Genomic DNA, 18,548 nt, shown 5'->3' on the forward strand with positions numbered 1-18,548 from the left:
AATTTTAAATGTGTATATGTTGCTGTTTTTGATGTGGAAACTTCCATGCAAAAGGCAGTGCCAAGAGCGTTATGCAGGCGCAGAAGAAAAAAAGCTCTTGAATGACGTGCCTTTGTACGATGGCTAATTCATGACTTTCTAAGAAATTTTGCGTGTGTATTTGCAAATAAAGTGCGGCAATCACGACTGCAATTGCAGCGCAAAGCCTACGCAATAAGTTATTTACCGCCGCACCATGTGTCACAAGTTCTGGATTGGGTAAGTGATTCAGTCCTGCTGTGGTCGCAGGCATATAAGACAAGCCAAACCCCAAACCATGCACCACCATGCATAGCATTAATAAAACGATAGAGTGATTAGCTGCCAACCCTAAGCCGACAAAGGATATTGCGGTCAGCACGATACCCACACTTAACAGCCGTTTTGCCCCATGCTGATCTAAATAGCGACCAGCACGTTTACTACACAAGCTGGTGGTTAAGGCACTACTCATGAGTAACAGCCCTGACCAAAGTGGACTTAACTGCAAACTATTTTGAATGAGTAAAGGAATCAAAAATAAGCTCAAAAATAAGCCGATGGTATGCACAACCGATAACATCAAACTGTAATTAAACTCACGACTTTGAAATAAAGACCAAGTAATAATGGCATCTGGCTTTTTTCGGCTAGCCCAAAAAAATCCAAACCCTGCCAAACCACTCAGTCCCAATAACCACCAGAACGTAGGCTGATAGACATCCTGCAATTGTTGAATGAGACTTAAGGCCAACACGAAGCAAATAATGAAAATTGACAATAATCCAAAACCAAGCCAATCAAATTTTAAATTTTGCATGGCGGGTTGCCGAGGCAGATAAAACCACCCCACAATTAAAGCAATGATTGCCAATGGCACATTCAACAAAAATAAGGCATGCCAACTGGACACAGCGAGCATCAATGCACCTAACATTGGACCACAGGCTAAGGTCAGCATAATCATTGCTCCCCATAGCCCCGTTGCTGCACCCCTCTGTTCTTTTGGTGTAACTGAAAAAATAATTCCCAATGACAAAGGAATCATCAAGCCACTGGCAAATCCTTGTAAGGCTCGGACCGTTAACACGGTCTCAAATTGTGAAGCGAAAGCCCCAAAAACCGAGCTCAACATAAAAAGACTTAATGCGGCTAAATACACACGACGCTTACCCAAGCGCTGACTGAGAAAACCTGTCAGCAGCAAACTTAGACTCATGGTCAAAAGGAAAATTACCATGACCCAACTTACTGTTGCTTCAGCAATTTGGAAATCTTGCATCAGTTGCGGAATAGCAGGATTAAAACTACTGTTATTAATACTTACTGTACCTGTACCCAGCATCACTGAGAGCATGACGCAACGTTGCGACACCAAAGCATCAGAAGTTGCGTGAGAATCTAACTTTGACATTTCAGCCATGCCTATTCCCAGCCCTACTTCATCAAATATTCAGGATAGTGATCCGCAGCTTTTCTTGAAATCTGCGATGACATCACATCCGTACGAATATTGGTTTTGGATATTGCACTCTTCATAAATGGACGTTCAGATTCTTGGTAGTGAAAATCCTGAAAACTTTGTCGTCCTTCAATATTGAAATAGGACTCACCCAAAATCTGATTGGCAATTTTTGCAGAACGAAAAGCCCCTAATCCGAGGTCAGGTGTACCCACGCCATGATGTCGCAAATCAGTATTCTGAATATAAATCTTGCCCTCACCTTGATAGTTCAGTTGATGATGTTCATTGATCTCCCAATGATTTTGTCCATCTAAGGGAATATCACGACTCAACTTAGTTAAAAAGTCCAACGAAGGATATTGATAACCCGTTGCCGCAATCACCATGCTGGCCTGAAGGTTTAAAACTTGCTGTTTCTGGGTTTGAAAAAATTTCAGTTGAATATTTCTTTCATTGATTATTTCTGCATTTTCAAGCTGATGATGTCCTGCAATCGTGACATGTATCTCTGCATCTCCAATGCTACGCTGATATAAGCGCTCATAAATATCACGAATGGTTTTAGCACTAATGCCTTTATATAAATTTGCCTGTGTCACAGGTAAAGTATCTTTGAGTTTTTTAGGCAAGTGATAAAAATAAGACATATAGTCTGGACTAAAACTTTCCAAACCGAGCGGCGTATTTTCCATTGGGAAAAACCCAGCCGAACGCGTCAGCCAATATAAATGAAATTGTGATTTACCCGTTTCAGGATGTATTTGCTTGTCAAATAAATCTATGAATATTTCAGCGGCAGACTGACCTGAACCAATCAGAACTACATTTCCAGATAAATGATCCTTGCACTGATCAATATAATTGGATGAATGTATACACTGCGGTGTCTGCTCCGCCACCCTTTCTAGAGGCTGCGGTAACTTAGGTATGGTGCCTGTGCCTAAGACTAACTTTTGGGTTTGTTGAACCGACAAACGACCTTTATGCTCAGTAATCACCTGAAAACCACCTGAAATCGGTGCAATATCTGTTACTCGGCTTGCAAACTGTAAATTACGTAATTGTTTGACCACCCACTGGCAATAGTGATTATATTCTTGCCGTGGAATATACATATTTTCCCGAAAATAAAACTTATATAAGCGCTGATGGGCTTTTAAATAATTCAGAAAACTATAGGGGCTGGTCGGTTCGACTAAACTGACCAAGTCCGCCATGAAGGGAACTTGCATCATCGCATTCGGCAACTGTATGCCTGAATGCCAGTCAAACGCATGCCGCTTATCCACAAATTGATATTTCAGTGAAGCATGTTGATTGAGCAATGCAGCCAAACTTAAATTAAATGGTCCTAAACCAATACCGATAAAATCAAGCATGTTCAGCCTCCACTACAGTTTGCGCAACATACAGTGGGTTTTTTAAATTGACATAAATCGACTGTTGAGAAATATCAGCTTGTAGCTCGTCCAATTCATACAAACGCGTCATCAAATTTCCCTTATAAGGGAATGTCGTTTGATGTAACACTGTCTTTAACAGTTGGCTTTCCGGATATTTTTGATACGCTTGAATCAAATAAGATTGTAATTTTTCAATCAGTTGCTGTTCTTCAACCACACCTGTTATGCCAATTGCATTAATCAAGCCAAACAAGGTATTCCCAATAAAGTAATATCGGAAACGCTCATCCACTAAAGCCTGCGGGCAAACTGCCTGACCATCTGTCGCCAAGGTCGGAAAACGTGCCAAAATTTCGTTGGCTAGCTCTTGAATATAATAAAAACCCTGATTGTCTCTAAACCAAACATTTTTTGGCATTCCATCTTCAAGTTCAATCAGTGTATTTTGCTGATGGGCTTCAAATGCCATACCAAATTCATGGTACAACTCCATAAGGGGTAAAATTGTAATTTTTAAAAAGCGCTCAAACCACTGTAAAGCCACATCTGTTTGACTCAGTCCTGTCTGCTTTGAAATATCAGCAAAAATTTGACTAAAACGATTTTTAGATTCAAACGGATGATCTTGGCACAATGCAGCAATACAGGTTACATCATCACTTTGCTTGAACGGATTTTCCCGTAGAATACAGATGGTTTCATCCAGAACTTGACCATTCACTTTTAATGCAATCCAAGCAGGGTCACTGATGGTCTGTAATCGTGGATTACGCTGTCTAAAATCTAACAGACAGTCATCATTCCATAATTGGTAGCTCAATAAACCACGATGGCACTCTTTATAGAGATTTACACGAATCGAATTGGTCACAGCCACAGTCATTGAAGCCTTAAACATCCAAGGCGCTTGCTCACTATATAAAGTCCGCACTGATGTCGTCGCCTTAACATCCCAACCCAAAGCACCAAAATCAATCAATGCTCCCTCATGTAACAACTGCTGATACCAGTCTTTGTCTTTTAAATATCTTGCCTGCCACGGATGCAAAGGTAGCAAAACATAATCAGGGTGCTGCGCCATTTTTTCATGATGATACGTATTAAAGTATGGCGCTAAATCTTGTTTTAATTGACTTGGAATCGATAAATTATGCGCATTATCATGAATGACATAATCTGGATGCACATATAAAAAATGCATTTTAAAAGCAGTCTGGGTTTCTGGAGAATAACGCTTCCAATCATCTTGCACGAAACCCTGACGGCTCTTTGGTGAAGGATGCATACTATGTCCAAGAACAAGCGCTTGCTCACTTTGAACAAAGTTTTGCTTCGACGCAATGACGTCATCCATTTGATCTTTTCGATGAGTTAAAAACTGTTGTAATGCTCGACGGCTTTGAATCCAGCATTCCAGTAAAGATGAAGTATCTAACTGTTTTTCATTTTCTTTTATGGTTAGATTTTCCAATAAATTAGCGGCCAAATTTACCGCACTAATTTTTAGAATTTCATCATCTTGCTCAACCCATGGTAAATCAGCCAAACGATGCCGACCCACTTTACTCATATATTCAAGCGGTGCATAAACATATCCAGCAATGCTATCCAAAGGAATACACACCAAAACCTTGCCCTGACCCTGCTCACGTAAATGTTGTGATTGCTCGGCCACAGGAATCAAATATCCATTTCCTGTTTCTTGTAGATATGAATTCATTAAATGTTGTAAAGCGATCTTATCCGTAATTGATTTCATCGTTATCACTTCTATCTATTAAGTAAAAATAGTGTGATGCGTAAGATATACTAATCAATTTAAAATGCAAATGATAATTACTATTAATTACACTATCATTTACAACAGTGTCTATCCTGTCTCAGATATCATCAATAAGGTGTGTTTATCAATACAAAATTGAGGATGACAATGGAAAATGTTGTGCAATACTTGAATGCTGGGTTGTGTTTAACAAGACTTGCTAAGCCTATTGCCTCTACGATTTATGACACTGCTTGAGTGAGGGTTTCAATAAAGGTTTATTCAGTCGCGATCAAAGTTGGAGATTATGATGTAAACCTTGAAGCGATAAAGCATGAAAATTATTTAACTCAACCACGAACAATATTTTTTAATTGGGAGTAAATTTGCGTAAAAAAAGCTCAAATTTAACCTGATCATTAGCCCAATAACGGAGTAACAAACAAATCAAATTTGAGCTGGCTCTTTATAAAAATTTATATCAATAGACTAAATTTCTCTTTGAAATATCAATGCATTTTTAATTGCGGTCTAGCCGACTTAGATAAAACATCCTTTAACATCAAAATGCTGGTTTTAAATAGTCCATGCAATGCAATTTGATGAAATCGGTACAGTGACATATACATTAAACGAGCAACAAAACCTTCAATATTGATATTGCCCATGACATGCCCAACACTATTACGGTCGCTTAAAGATACGAGTGAGCCTTTATCCTTAAATACAAATTCTGGAAGCGGTTGACCTGCGATATAAGCCGCTAAGGCTTTTTCCAAAAAAATTGCCTGTTGATTGGCGACTTGTGCGCGCGGTGCTAAAGGACGCTCCTTGCCTTTTGGTATATAACTCGCGCAATCCCCCATTGCAAAAATAGAATCATCCCGTGTCGTTTGCAAGGTCGATTTGACGATGAGTTGATTAATACGATTGGTTTCTAATTCTGCAATGTTATTGAGAAAATCTGGCGCTTTAATTCCCGCAGACCAAACCTTTAAGTCAGCAGCTAATTGTGTTCCATCATCAAAATAAATGTATGTGTCATCAATCTTTTGCACTCGGCTTCTGGTTTTTACATGAATACCCATGTTGAGTAATTCTGCTTCAGCTAAACTTGATATTTTCGTGTTCAGTGCAGGTAATACGCGATCTGCCGCCTCAATTAGGGTAATACACACATTATCGGGTTGAATACTGTCTAAACCATATTTACAAAATTGATGTGCTGCAAAATGTAATTCCGCTGCCAATTCGACCCCAGTTGCACCCGCACCAATGATCGCGATATTGAGTAAACTGTGTTGCGTATCTTCAATTAAGGTATTGGCTTGTGCTTGGAGATACAGATTTAAAAACTCTTTCTGTAAATAATCTGCCTGTGCACGAGAATCTAGACATACACAATGTGCTTTTGCACCTTCAGTATTAAAGTCGTTTGAAGTCGATCCTACTGAAACCACTAAAATATCGTAAGCAATAGAACGACATGGCGCAATTTGATCACCTTGATGAGAACTTAATTCTGCAAGTTGAATCTTTTTTTCGGTACGATCGATATTGATCATTTTTCCCAAAAAGAACTCAAAATGATTTTTATTGGCATGCGCAAAATAATTCAATTCATCATCATGTGAATTCAATGTTCCTGAAGCCACTTCATGTAAAAGTGGTTTCCAAATATGGGTTAAAGTTGCATCGACCAAGATAATTTCGGCTTTATTTTTTTTGCCTAAACGATTCCCTAAACGCGTAGCAAGTTCGAGCCCGCCTGCTCCACCACCGACAATCACGATGCGTGTCTTACAATTTTTGTTTTCCAGTTGCATTGTTGTTTCTCCAATTGTTTGATGGTTAGGAAACGTTCGATTCATAATCATCAAATAATTGTCTAGCGTTCCGTTGCGCTTAGAGTTGTATCAAAATGTATCGTAAAATAATAAAATAGAAACAAATGATAGTGAACATTTATTTAAAAAATAATGGTGAAATTTTATTTAAAATTAACAGCTTTATTGCGCAAATCCATCTTTTTATAACTTTAAATTAAATATTTAAAAAAATAATTTTTATATAAATTTCAATATTTTATTTATATTAAATTTTAAAAAGCACACAAGTTGCGTAAAAAATAAACGATATTAAATTCTAATTTTTTAATAGACAATTCAACTTTCAATTGTTCTTTTTTTAACCAAAAAGACAATACCGAAGAAAAAAAGAAAAGATTACACCCATCAGAGTTCACTCATCAGGAAGAATTCCCACACGAACCATTTAGAAAATCATGGTTTTTTAAAACTAAAAATAGCCCCAAATTTTGAATAATTTTTTATATGCTGTATTTAAAAGTCAGTCATGAATATACAAATCTTGCTACTTAAATAAGACCGTTTTTAATTATGATATCAAGAAAAAGTCATACCCCTTTTCCAAGAAGTATGACTAAAATTATTAGATTAACTGCAACCCAATTAAATCAATTAGACCAACAATTCAGCTTTGGCAAGATTCGAATATTTGGCCCGTGCAGCATGTAGTTTTTGATAACTATCAAGTAAACGTTGATGACGATCTAATCCTTCAAGTTTCATACTGGTTGGCGTTAAACCATAGAATCGAACACTACCATCAACTGAACCTACGGCTGCATCCATGTGTTCATCACCAAACATACGACGGAAATTCACTTCATAATCTTCAAGTTCCATTTCATCATCCAGTTCAACTTCTAACACGACATTTAAGCATTGATAGAACAAGCCACGTTCAACCGTATTGGTGTTGTATTGCAGGAAGGTTTCAACCAGATCTTTGGCTTCTTCAAATTGCTGTAAAGCCAAATAAATCATCAGTTTAAGTTCTAGAATCGTGAGCTGCCCCCACACTGTGTTGTCATCAAACTCAATCCCGATCAGGGTTTTGATGTCGGTGTAGTCATCCAATTCACTTTCTTCTAGACGTTCAACCAAGGCTTCGAGTTGTTCATCATCTAGGCGATGCAAATTCAGCGTGTCTTCACGGAACCACAACGCCTTATTGGTATTATCCCAGATTAAATCTTCGACCAAATATACTTCTGAATAGTCAGGCACTAAAATACGGCAAGCTGTAGCACCTAAATGCTCATAAACAGCCATATAAACTTCTTTGCCCATATCCTTAAGAATATCAAACAAGATTTTGGCTTCATCGATATTTTTCGCATGCCCTTCAGCACTAAAATCCCAATTGACAAAGTCATACTCAGATTTTGCACTAAAGAAACGCCAAGACACCAAGCCACTCGAATCGATAAAGTGTTCTACAAAGTTGTTCGGTTCAGTGACTGCCTGTGAACTAAAGGTTGGACGTGGTAAATCATTTAGCCCTTCAAAACTACGACCTTGCATTAACTCGGTTAAGCTACGTTCAATCGCCACTTGCATATTGGGATGAGCACCAAACGATGCAAATACGCCACCAGTCCGCGGATTCATTAAGGTGACACACATCACTGGGTACTTTCCGCCTAATGATGCATCTTTCACCAAAATAGGGAAACCTTGCTCTTCTAAGCTTTTAATCCCTTCAATAATGCTTGGATATTGCGCCAGTACATCCGCAGGTACATCTGGGAGTGCAATTTCACCTTCAATGATTTCACGCTTCACCGCACGTTCAAAAATCTCGGATAAGCATTGGACTTGAGCTTCGGCAAGGGTATTACCCGCACTCATACCATTACTTAAATATAAGTTTTCAATCAAATTGGTTGGGAAATACACCACTTCACTATCGGACTGACGTACGTAAGGTAATGAGCAAATACCACGCTCGGTATTGCCTGAGTTGGTGTCATATAAATGCGTACCCAAAAGTTCATTTTCAGGGTCATAAATTGCTTTGCAATACTCATCCAGAATCTCTGGCGGCAATTCACCATTTGGACCAGGTTGGAACCATTTTTCATCTGGATAATGTACAAATTCGGCATTGGCAATTTCTTCGCCCCAGAATTGATCGTTGTAGAACAAATTACAGTTCAGACGTTCAATAAACTCGCCCAAGGCTGAAGCTAAAGCACTTTCTTTGGTTGCACCTTTACCATTCGAGAAACACATTGGAGAATGCGCATCACGAATATGTAACGACCACACATTAGGTACAATATTACGCCAAGATGCAATTTCAATTTTCATGCCTAAGTTCGCCAATAACCCAGACATATTGGCAATGGTTTCCTCTAAAGGTAAGTCCTTGCCGGTGATGTGAGTCAGGTGTTCAGACGCCAGATTCGGCATTAAAAGCGCTTGTGCATCTGCATCAATACTTTCAACTTCTTCAATGACAAACTCAGGTCCTGTTTGAATGACTTTCTTTACTGTACAGCGGTCAATCGAACGTAAAATCCCTTGGCGGTCTTTTTCTGAAATATCGGCTGGTAGCTCAACTTGGATTTTAAAAATCTGTTTATATCGGTCTTCAGGATCAACAATATTATTTTGTGATAAGCGAATATTATCGGTTGGAATGTTACGCGCAAGGCAATAGACCTTAACAAAGTAAGCGGCACACATCGCTGAAGATGCTAAGAAATAGTCGAATGGTCCTGGGGCTGAACCATCGCCTTTGTAGCGAATAGGTTGGTCAGCAATTACAGTAAAGTCATCAAATTTAGCTTCGAGTCGAAGGTTATCGAGATAATTGACTTTAATTTCCATGTTGGCACCTAATGATGCTTATATGCCTACACAGACAGATAAGCGTCGAAAATATTGAATTAAAAGCAGAATGCAATGAAGAAATTGGTTTGCAAAAAGAATCAGCCAAAGGCTTGGCGCTGATTAAAAAACGGCTTAACGAATGCGCGTAGATTTTACAGATTTCTGGCTCAAAGTGGAAATGCTATCTTGAGATTTATGCAATTTTTCCAATAAGCCCGTGCATTTTAAATGTGCACTATATTCGATTGCTCGATTTTTCAAAACAAAAAACATATCCAAACAATACACATAGTATTCTTTGAGCAAATGAATCCTGTATTGATGAAACATCGTGATATTTCCCTGAATTCTCAGGGAAATATCAAAAGTCTATTCTTGGGTCAATTCGACCCGTGCAAGCTTGGCATCACAATTTTGATGACAATATGCTAACTCAATTTCTCTAACTGAAAATCTTCAAATGCATCAAATGGTCGCCCCGAATTTGGGTCAATAACTTCCACATAATTTTGCCCCCATACGATGAGGTTACGTTCTTTCACACCATGAAGTTGAATCTGGAGCTTTCCATCATCATTAAACGCAAACTTCCCGTTAAAAGTTTCCGACTGCTTGTTGCCGCTATTGGCTGTCCGTACCAATTCAAAGCTTTGATCCTGATTTAATTTCATGTCAATTGTGGATCCTTCACAGCCATCACAGAACGTAGGACAAGTCACGCATGGTGTAATGCCTCGGTATTGCCCCACCCACAGTTGCAATTGAGGATCTACAGCTTTTATGGATTTTTCAATTTCACTGCTTGAATGTTCAGCTTGTTTTGACTGGCTACAGCCCAAACATAAACTGGCAAAAACGAATGAACACAGTAATGTTTTTTTCATTTAGAAAGTCCAGTTCAAGGTTGCGGTTGCCTTACGTGGTTCACCAGGTTGAACCCAATTATTGGTATAGCTTGCAACGTAATAATCTTGATCAAACAGGTTATCGATATTCAGTTGCACGCGTAAATCAGGACGAAGTTGTGCATACGCCCCCACATTTACAACCGTAAAATCAGGTAAGCTCGTACCATTATCAATATAATTGGCACTGCGCTTGCCATAATAATTCACATGACCAATCAAACCTGCATCATATCCCGCAAGGTTGAATTGGTAATTTGCACTCAAATTTGCCGTATGCTTCGGGATATTCTTTAATCTTGCCCCTTTTGCCTCAACCTCACTCTCAACGATAGATGCATCCGTAAACGTATAATTTACATTTAAACGCAGATGATCTGTGAGCTGGTGTTGTAATTCAAATTCAACCCCGTGGCTTTGCACGCGTCCACTATCGACGTAACTATCTGTAATTCCTTCAGTTAAAAGATGTTGTTTATCGAGATCAAAATAAGTCAGTCCCAACCAACTTTTGGCTTGGAATTGATATTTTGCACCGACTTCCCAACTTTTGGTTTTCTCTGGCTGATAAAGCTGATTGTCCTTGTTCAAGCCTGTATTCAGTTCAAAAGCTTTGCCCCAATTCGTATAGAAAGACAGTTTTTCGGTAGGCTGATAATTGATTCCTGCACGCGGACTGAAAGGTGTAAATGCCTGTTCAGAAGATTTTCCACTACGATGGTCATCGATTTGCTGTTCTAAACGATTTGCACGTCCCCCAATCAAAACGTTCCACTGATCATTCAAGAAAATCTGATCTTGTAGATTAAAGCCCAGCATTTGCTGCGTTTCTTTGGTGTTTTTGGTGGTTCGTGTTAATGGCAAAATATTCTGACCATATACAGGGTGATAAAGATTAATCTGACTCGATGCTCCCGCGGTACTACGGCGTTGTAACTGATCAATCGTATAGTGACCTGCTTCTATGTTAGTGACCAGCTCATGTCGAATGGACCCCGTATTAAATTTACCCCGCAAAATCGACTGAAAGTTTGTGGTCTCGGTTTCAAATTGACGTGAACGACGGAAACGGTTTGCGCTCTGTCCATCTGCGGTGATGGAAGAAATTTCAGTCGACGTACCCGCTCGTTCACCATGACTATAGGTGATTGCCGTGGTGTTGTTCCAATCATCATTAAATGCATGATTCACACGCAGTTGAACCATTTGATCTTGAATTTCAATATCACCGTCGCTGGGTTCGCCCAAAAATGTTTTTTTGTTCAGGTTCAATTGCCCATTAACCATTGGAATACCTCGGTCGAATACCCCTTTCGATTGAGCAAACTCGGTATCCAAATTCAACTGGGTTTGCGCTGAAAGCTTCCAAGCCAGTTGCGGTGCAATATAATAATGTTGATTATCCACCTGATCTCGGAAGCTCTGATTATTTTCATAAGCCAAACCCAGTCGATAAGCCACATCCTGATTTATTGCCCCTGTGGTATCCAATGCAGCACGATATTCTTCAAGGGTACTACCACTTAAACTCAGGCTGTTTGTAGATTCCCATTCGGGCTGTTTGGTAGTGATATTCATAATCCCGCCAATTGCGCCTTGCCCATACATCGCCATCGGACCTTTTAAGAAATCAATCGCTTGGATATTCACCATATCTCGTGGTGTATGAATACCACTCACCGAACTTAAACCATTACGCATGTAGATGGTGCCCATATTGGGGTCTGTGCTAAAGCCTCGAAAAGAATAATTATCCCAAAAACCACCGCCATAACTGTCTTGATAAACCACACCATTGACCAATGACAAGGCATCACTGATCCGCTGAACATGATGATTTTGAATGTCCTCATTAGAAACATGGGACTTCGTAAATGGCACTTCTAATAAGTCATGATTAAACTGGGTAATCGCCTGAGATGAGGTATGTCGTTCATCCTGCTTTTCAGCGGTTAAAGTAATGGTGGATAATTGAGTTGCTTCTGTTTTTGCTTCACCCTCTGCTGCATGACTGGTTTGAGCATTTAACCCATACATCACACCAAGCATTACACTACATAAAACTTTAAAAATTCGAGGGCTAATCTGTGCTTGGACATGTGGCGAAACCATAACGCCATTCCCTTTAAGGAACGGATTTAACTTGAATTGAGACATTTCAATTCCTTTAATGCGTAAAATTCCCTAAGAACTTTCCATGCTTAGAAAAGTTCTCTGACTAAAATGTTGTGAAATTTAGGCAAATAAAGGTGGGGCTCGCCCTTGAGGAGTGAGAAATAGTCGCTGTAAAACAAAAAAGACATGCTTAAATGCTTTTTGGAATGCAAGCATACGAACTTGCATACGCGTAAAGACTTCTTGGATACCAAGATTCAAATGAGCAACCAAATGCCCATACACCGTACAGAAAATACAGTGATGATCAACAGAATGTTTGTGCTCAGAATCTGAGTGCTGCATGTTTTGCAAATCATGTACAGATTTAGAATGTGAATGATGGCCAAACTGTTGAGTTTCTTTCGTCTGAACTGCTAATTCAGCAATAGTGATACAGACCTGAGCAATTTGGAGTTTCTCAGGTAACAGGGGCTGCAAAAAAACTGCAACATGTATCCACATCGCTATTAAAGCGAGCACGAAAGATGCTCTCAACCCTATTCCGTCTAAAATGATGAACGCGGAAAACTAACATATACATCCTTTTAGATCAATGCACTTTTCAACCATCAAGTTCATTGAAAACGTACTTGTAGAATTTTCCCAATGTAAAATGGCTTTATAAATAACCTATCTCTAAAGGCTTGTTCAGCAATAATTGACCTTCTTATCATCCAACACGCCTCAATCGAGGAAAACTCACCATTTCGCCTAATCCTCAACCCCAATCCAAAGCTTAGTAAGGCAGAAAGCACATGAGGAGTGTTAGGCTTCGGTATATTCATGATTCAATCATCATGTATTTAGAACATCGGGCTGCTTAATCAAATATATAATTAAAAATAATATAAGCCGCTAACTTTGCTGTTTTATGATCAATATCAAATTGAGGATTACATTCAGCCACATCAAATACTCGAATTTTACCTGTGTTTTTAATCATCTGAATTAATGGATCAAACACAGCTAAATCAATCCCTTTGACTGCTGGCGCACTCACTCCAGGAGCAATACTTGAAGCAAAAACATCAATATCAATGGTGACATAAAGATAATCGACCTGATCGATAAACTTCTGAACTTTTTGCACAAGACTGTCAAGCCGAGCAACCTGTACATCACGATCATAAATATATTCACAATTTAATTGCTCAGCGGTTTCAAATAAAACTTTAGTATTTGAATGCTTTGCTACCCCTATACATAAATAATTAAATTGTTTTTGATGTTGTTCAGATAGTTTTGCAGCTTGCAAAAATGGTGTCCCAGAAGATGCCTGTTCTGCTTCTCTTAAATCAAAATGTGCATCAAAGTTAATAATACCAATATTCTTCTCTGGCTCGTGTGATTGCAAATACTGAAACAAGCCACTAAAGCTGCCATAAGCAACCTCATGCCCACCACCCAAAACAATCGGTTTTTCACCTTGCACGAGTGACTCAGCAACTTGGTCTGCAAGTGTTTGTTGCGCCTGTTCTAACAACCCATTTTCGCAAATCACATCACCCCGATCGGCAATGCTCATCGGCTGATGCACAGGTAAATTGGCGAGTTGCTTACGAATCGCATTTGGTGCTTCAGCAGCTCCTATTCTACCTTTATTGCGCTTTACGCCTTCATCCGAACAAAAACCAATCAATACATACTCTGCACTTTCCGATTGATTCATAATTTGGAAAATACGTTGATGATGAATTGCATCACCATCATGTCGCCCCGTCCATTGGAATATATTGCTCATTTACTCATCTCGATAAAATTAATAACCCGCGCCAGAAACCAACACTTAATCTTGCTCTAAAGTTCGATCAAGCTCTGCTTAGAATTTCAATTCCTGCGCTTGATAAATGATTCGCTTGGTTAAATCGCCACCTAACCAATAGGTAATTTCAGATGGATGCTCAATTTCCCAAGCAATAAAGTCCGCAACTTTACCGACTGCTAAACTGCCATGTGACTGCTGTAAACCTAATGCTTTTGCTGCATGAATTGTGGCACCCGCCAGTGCTTCTTCGGGTGTTAAGCGGAAAATGGTACTGGCCATGTTCAACATTAAACGTAAAGACAAACTTGGAGATGTACCCGGATTCAAATCCGTCGAGATTGCAATCGGGACTTGATGTTGTTTCAGCGCATCAATGAATGGATATTTCGTTTCTCTTAAGAAATAAAATGCACCCGGTAAAAGCACCGCAACTGTGCCCGATGCTGCCATGGCTTTCACATCATCTTCAGTAATATATTCCAAATGATCTGCAGACAGAGCTTGATATCGGGCTGCTAAACTCGAACCCGCTAAAGCAGATAATTGTTCCGCATGAATTTTGACTGGAATTCCTAAATTTTGAGCTGCCTTAAAGACCCGTTCAACTTGTTCAGGGCTAAATGCCAAATATTCACAAAAGGCATCGACAGCATCGACCAAGCCTTCTTGAAAAAATTTGGGCAGCATGTCATTACAAATATGCTCGATATAAGCATCGCTTCGACCTTCATATTCAGGTGGAAGTGCATGTGCAGCTAAACAGGTGCTTTTTACTGTAATAGGCAAGTGTTGAGATATTTGACGAATCACACGTAGCATTTTTCGTTCATTTTCATAATCAAGCCCATAACCCGACTTAATTTCAATGGTGGTAACCCCATCTTGAAGCAAACTTTTTACACGCTTCAAGGCACTATTTAAGAGTTCTTTCTCGCTTGCCGCACGAGTTGCTCGAACTGTGCTTGCGATTCCACCACCCTGAGCCGCAATTTCAGCATAACTTACACCTTGCAGTCTTTTTTCAAATTCAATACTGCGATTACCCCCAAAAACACTATGGGTATGGCAATCAATAAAACTCGGTGTAACCCAAGCTTCGTTCAAATCACTGATTTCATCGTACTGATCATGTGCTAAGTCTTGTTCTGGCCCAATCCAGCAAATATTATGCTCTAAAGTGACAATAGCGGCATTTTCGATGATGGAATATTTTCCATCCTGCATTGTTGCAACGTGACAGTTGTGCCAAAGTTTCTTCATGACTCATTCCTAAGATTGCTCAAATACCCATTTATATTTGAGCAATCAATATTTAACGCTCTAATTTAAGATTATCGGGAAGCTCTGATTCAACTTTTACTGTATTTTGTTTCGGCTTTACCCAAATATTAAAAGCAATCCAAAGCAATGCTAACCAGCCTGCACCGACATATATGGCTGGGCGCGAGTCAGGGAAATAACCTATCATTGCCAAAATAAAGAGTAAGAAAACAATTGCGAATGCGGGTGCATACGGCCACCCAATGATTGGAAAATCAAGGGCTTTAATTTCAGCAGTAGATAACTTACGGCGCATAGCAACCTGAGAAAGTAAAATCATCAACCAGACCCAAACTGTAGCAAAAGTCGCAATTGAGGCAATGATCATGAAGATGTTTTCAGGGATGAGATAGTTCAGAACAACACCGACCAACAGTACGCCTGCCATAACAACAACCGTCATCCATGGCACACCATTACGTGATAGTTTTTGGAATACTTTCGGTGCTTGACCATGATTAGCCATACCAAATAGCATCCGTCCTGCACCAAATACATCACTGTTAATTGCTGAGACTGCCGCGGTAATAACTACGATATTCAAAATGGTTGCAGCTGATCCGATGCCCAGATTTTCAAAAATTTGTACAAATGGGCTGCCCTGACTACCAATTTGGTTCCATGGGAAAATTGACATTAATACAAAGATAGTCAACACATAGAATAATAAAATACGAACTGGTACTGCATTAATTGCACGAGGAATGGTCTTTTTAGGATCTTGTGATTCGCCAGCGGTTAAACCAATAATTTCAATACCACCAAAAGCAAAAACCACCACAGACAAACAAGCTACTAAGCCCATGATTCCATTCGGCATGAAACCTTCATGAATCCATAAGTTCTGAATACCTGGTACAAAACTGCTATGGTCTGCATGAAAACCATAGAACATTAACCCGAAGCCACCTAAAATCATGGCTACAATGGCAGTCACCTTGACAATGGACAGCCAGAACTCCAACTCTCCAAATACTTTGACATGGATCAGGTTTATACCACCTAAGAACATAATCAGTGAAAGAATCCAGATCCAACGCGGTACATCGGGATACCAAAAGCCCATATAAATACCAAAAGCAGTAATATCGGCCAAAGCAACAATGATCATTTCAAATACATAGGTCCATCCCGTAGTAAAACCTGCCAATGGACCAATATATTGTGTGGCATATTCACTAAATGAGCCTGAAACGGGGTTTTTAACCGCCATCTCACCCAATGCACGCATGACAATATAAATGGCAATGCCACATACAATATATGCCAATAAAACTGATGGCCCTGCCAATTTTATGGCAGTAGCTGAACCATAAAACAATCCTGTTCCAATGGCTGAACCTAAAGCTAAAAATCGAATATGACGGGTATTAAGCCCCCGTTGAAGTGAAGCCTGTTGTGACATATTAATCTCCAATCCTTGAGGAAATTGAGTTAGTTACGACCACTCCATGTGGCCGTTTTTTTATCCATCACATATTTATAAACTTGGCAATAAATTCGGAAGCAGCAATTCATTTAAACAACCGCTTGCCAGTAGTTCACTTGCCTGCTCAATATCTGGGGCAAAGAAACGATCTTCACTGTAGTAAGGCACTTGGTCGCGCAAAATTTTACGAGCTTGCTCCAATTTAGGCGAGCTTTTTAAGCCTTCACGGAAGTCTAAACCCTGACACGCGCCTAACCATTCAACCGCTAAAATGCCACGGACGTTATCAGCCATATACCAAAGACGCTTACCCGCATTCGGAGCCATTGAAACATGGTCTTCCTGATTGGCTGAAGTTGGCAAACTATCAACACTGGCTGGATGTGCGAGTGCTTTGTTATCACTCGCAAGCGCTGCTGCGGTCACTTGGGCAATCATGAACCCTGAATTCACACCACCATTTGCAACCAAGAACGGTGGAAGCTGTGACATGTGGCGGTCCATCATCATTGAAATACGACGTTCTGAAAGTGAACCAATTTCTGCGATTGCCAATGCTAAATTATCTGCCGCCATTGCTACAGGTTCTGCATGGAAGTTACCACCAGAAATCACATCACCTTGTTCTGCAAAAACAAGCGGGTTATCAGATACCGCATTGGCTTCAATTTCTAAAACTTCAGCAGCCTGACGGATTTGGGTTAGACATGCACCCATCACCTGTGGTTGGCAACGTAAAGAATACGGATCTTGAACTTTGCTACAGTCTTCGTGTGAATGTGAGATTTCACTTGATTCTGTTAATAGGTCACGATAAGCCGCCGCCACATCAATTTGACCACGTTGACCACGTACTTCATGAATACGAGCATCAAACGGTGAACGTGAACCCAGCATGGCTTCAACACTTAAGCCACCACAAACTGTCGCAGCCGCAAATAAATCTTCCGCTTCAAACAAGCCACGTAAAGCATAAGCAGTCGAAACTTGTGTACCATTTAAAAGTGCCAAACCTTCTTTCGCTGCTAAAGAAATTGGTTCTAAGCCTGCAATTTTTAAAGCTTCAACTGCGGGTAACCATTCACCTTTGTAACGCGCCTTACTTTCACCGAGTAAAATCAATGACATATGTGCAAGTGGCGCCAAGTCACCTGAAGCGCCTACTGAACCTTTAAGAGGAATATGCGGATAAACTTCAGCATTAATTAACGCCAACAACGCATCAATGACTTTACGGCGAATACCTGAGAAACCACGTGCCAAGCTATTTGCTTTCAATAGAATAATTAAACGAACCATTGCATCATCAAGTGCTTCACCTACACCTGCTGCATGCGAAAGAACTAACGAACGCTGGAGTTGTTCTAAATCTTCAGGAGCAATCTTGGTTGAAGCAAGTAAACCAAAACCTGTGTTAATGCCGTAAGCTGTACGCCCTTCATTTACAATCTGTTCTACACAAGCCACGCTTGCGTTGATTGCAGCTGAAGCACTGTCATCTAATTTAACTTTAATCGGGTTGAGGTAAGCTTGACGTAAATCAGCTAAGGTTAATTTTCCCGGTTGGATCAGTAATTCCATGTTGGCTTCCTAATTTTTTGCACTATATTCTGCTGAGACA

General features: G+C 39.8%; 12 protein-coding genes. All 12 read right to left on the bottom strand.

What is annotated here, in order from left to right; genetic code table 11:
- Nucleotides 1-4: 4 nt before the first annotated feature.
- On the bottom strand, nucleotides 5-1,441 hold the full coding sequence (locus tag E0H94_RS03250; RefSeq protein ID WP_131325112.1) for a DHA2 family efflux MFS transporter permease subunit: 1,437 nt from the start codon (nucleotides 1,439-1,441) through the stop codon (nucleotides 5-7).
- 14 nt (nucleotides 1,442-1,455) lie between these two features.
- The gene (locus E0H94_RS03255; RefSeq protein ID WP_131325113.1) at nucleotides 1,456-2,862 is read right to left on the bottom strand and encodes a lysine N(6)-hydroxylase/L-ornithine N(5)-oxygenase family protein; all 1,407 of its coding nucleotides are present in this window, start codon (nucleotides 2,860-2,862) and stop codon (nucleotides 1,456-1,458) included.
- Nucleotides 2,855-4,645 (bottom strand): IucA/IucC family protein, encoded by a 1,791-nt coding sequence (locus E0H94_RS03260; protein ID WP_131325114.1) that lies wholly within the window; start codon nucleotides 4,643-4,645, stop codon nucleotides 2,855-2,857. The genes E0H94_RS03255 and E0H94_RS03260 overlap by 8 nt, the downstream gene beginning before the upstream one ends.
- Nucleotides 4,646-5,157: 512 nt before the next feature.
- On the bottom strand, nucleotides 5,158-6,474 hold the full coding sequence (locus E0H94_RS03265; RefSeq protein WP_131325115.1) for an NAD(P)/FAD-dependent oxidoreductase: 1,317 nt from the start codon (nucleotides 6,472-6,474) through the stop codon (nucleotides 5,158-5,160).
- A 654-nt stretch (nucleotides 6,475-7,128) separates the two neighbouring features.
- Nucleotides 7,129-9,348 carry an OsmC domain/YcaO domain-containing protein gene (locus E0H94_RS03270; RefSeq protein WP_131325116.1) on the bottom strand — a complete coding sequence of 740 codons (2,220 nt, stop codon included), beginning with the start codon at nucleotides 9,346-9,348 and terminating at the stop codon, nucleotides 7,129-7,131.
- A gap of 431 nt (nucleotides 9,349-9,779) precedes the next feature.
- Nucleotides 9,780-10,235, bottom strand: a complete 456-nt coding sequence (locus tag E0H94_RS03275) for a copper resistance protein NlpE N-terminal domain-containing protein (protein ID WP_227548537.1) — start codon at nucleotides 10,233-10,235, stop codon at nucleotides 9,780-9,782.
- Nucleotides 10,236-12,293, bottom strand: coding sequence for a TonB-dependent receptor (locus E0H94_RS03280; RefSeq protein ID WP_227548545.1), 2,058 nt, complete (start codon nucleotides 12,291-12,293; stop codon nucleotides 10,236-10,238).
- Between the two features lie 198 nt (nucleotides 12,294-12,491).
- Nucleotides 12,492-12,893, bottom strand: coding sequence for a DUF2946 domain-containing protein (locus E0H94_RS03285; RefSeq protein ID WP_319922781.1), 402 nt, complete (start codon nucleotides 12,891-12,893; stop codon nucleotides 12,492-12,494).
- A gap of 340 nt (nucleotides 12,894-13,233) precedes the next feature.
- Nucleotides 13,234-14,154 (bottom strand): formimidoylglutamase, encoded by a 921-nt coding sequence (gene hutG, locus E0H94_RS03290; protein ID WP_131325118.1) that lies wholly within the window; start codon nucleotides 14,152-14,154, stop codon nucleotides 13,234-13,236.
- A gap of 78 nt (nucleotides 14,155-14,232) precedes the next feature.
- Nucleotides 14,233-15,438: an imidazolonepropionase gene (gene hutI / locus E0H94_RS03295; RefSeq protein ID WP_131325119.1), complete on the bottom strand. Its 1,206-nt coding sequence runs from the start codon at nucleotides 15,436-15,438 to the stop codon at nucleotides 14,233-14,235.
- 52 nt (nucleotides 15,439-15,490) lie between these two features.
- Nucleotides 15,491-16,903 carry an amino acid permease gene (locus E0H94_RS03300; protein WP_131325120.1) on the bottom strand — a complete coding sequence of 471 codons (1,413 nt, stop codon included), beginning with the start codon at nucleotides 16,901-16,903 and terminating at the stop codon, nucleotides 15,491-15,493.
- Nucleotides 16,904-16,978: 75 nt separating this feature from the next.
- On the bottom strand, nucleotides 16,979-18,508 hold the full coding sequence (gene hutH, locus E0H94_RS03305; RefSeq protein ID WP_131325121.1) for a histidine ammonia-lyase: 1,530 nt from the start codon (nucleotides 18,506-18,508) through the stop codon (nucleotides 16,979-16,981).
- Nucleotides 18,509-18,548: the final 40 nt, after the last annotated feature.

The sequence above is a fragment of the Acinetobacter sp. ANC 4173 genome, from assembly GCF_004331255.1.
Lineage (GTDB): Bacteria > Pseudomonadota > Gammaproteobacteria > Pseudomonadales > Moraxellaceae > Acinetobacter.

Bases quoted from the DNA above. Each gene is read 5' to 3' on its own strand.
- E0H94_RS03250 (WP_131325112.1), bottom strand. From the start codon at position 1,441: ATGGCTGAAATGTCAAAGTTAGATTCTCACGCAACTTCTGATGCTTTG.
- E0H94_RS03255 (WP_131325113.1), bottom strand. From the start codon at position 2,862: ATGCTTGATTTTATCGGTATTGGTTTAGGACCATTTAATTTAAGTTTG.
- E0H94_RS03260 (WP_131325114.1), bottom strand. From the start codon at position 4,645: ATGAAATCAATTACGGATAAGATCGCTTTACAACATTTAATGAATTCA.
- E0H94_RS03265 (WP_131325115.1), bottom strand. From the start codon at position 6,474: ATGCAACTGGAAAACAAAAATTGTAAGACACGCATCGTGATTGTCGGT.
- E0H94_RS03270 (WP_131325116.1), bottom strand. From the start codon at position 9,348: ATGGAAATTAAAGTCAATTATCTCGATAACCTTCGACTCGAAGCTAAA.
- E0H94_RS03275 (WP_227548537.1), bottom strand. From the start codon at position 10,235: ATGAAAAAAACATTACTGTGTTCATTCGTTTTTGCCAGTTTATGTTTG.
- E0H94_RS03280 (WP_227548545.1), bottom strand. From the start codon at position 12,293: ATGTATGGGTTAAATGCTCAAACCAGTCATGCAGCAGAGGGTGAAGCA.
- hutG (WP_131325118.1), bottom strand. From the start codon at position 14,154: ATGAGCAATATATTCCAATGGACGGGGCGACATGATGGTGATGCAATT.
- hutI (WP_131325119.1), bottom strand. From the start codon at position 15,438: ATGAAGAAACTTTGGCACAACTGTCACGTTGCAACAATGCAGGATGGA.
- E0H94_RS03300 (WP_131325120.1), bottom strand. From the start codon at position 16,903: ATGTCACAACAGGCTTCACTTCAACGGGGGCTTAATACCCGTCATATT.
- hutH (WP_131325121.1), bottom strand. From the start codon at position 18,508: ATGGAATTACTGATCCAACCGGGAAAATTAACCTTAGCTGATTTACGT.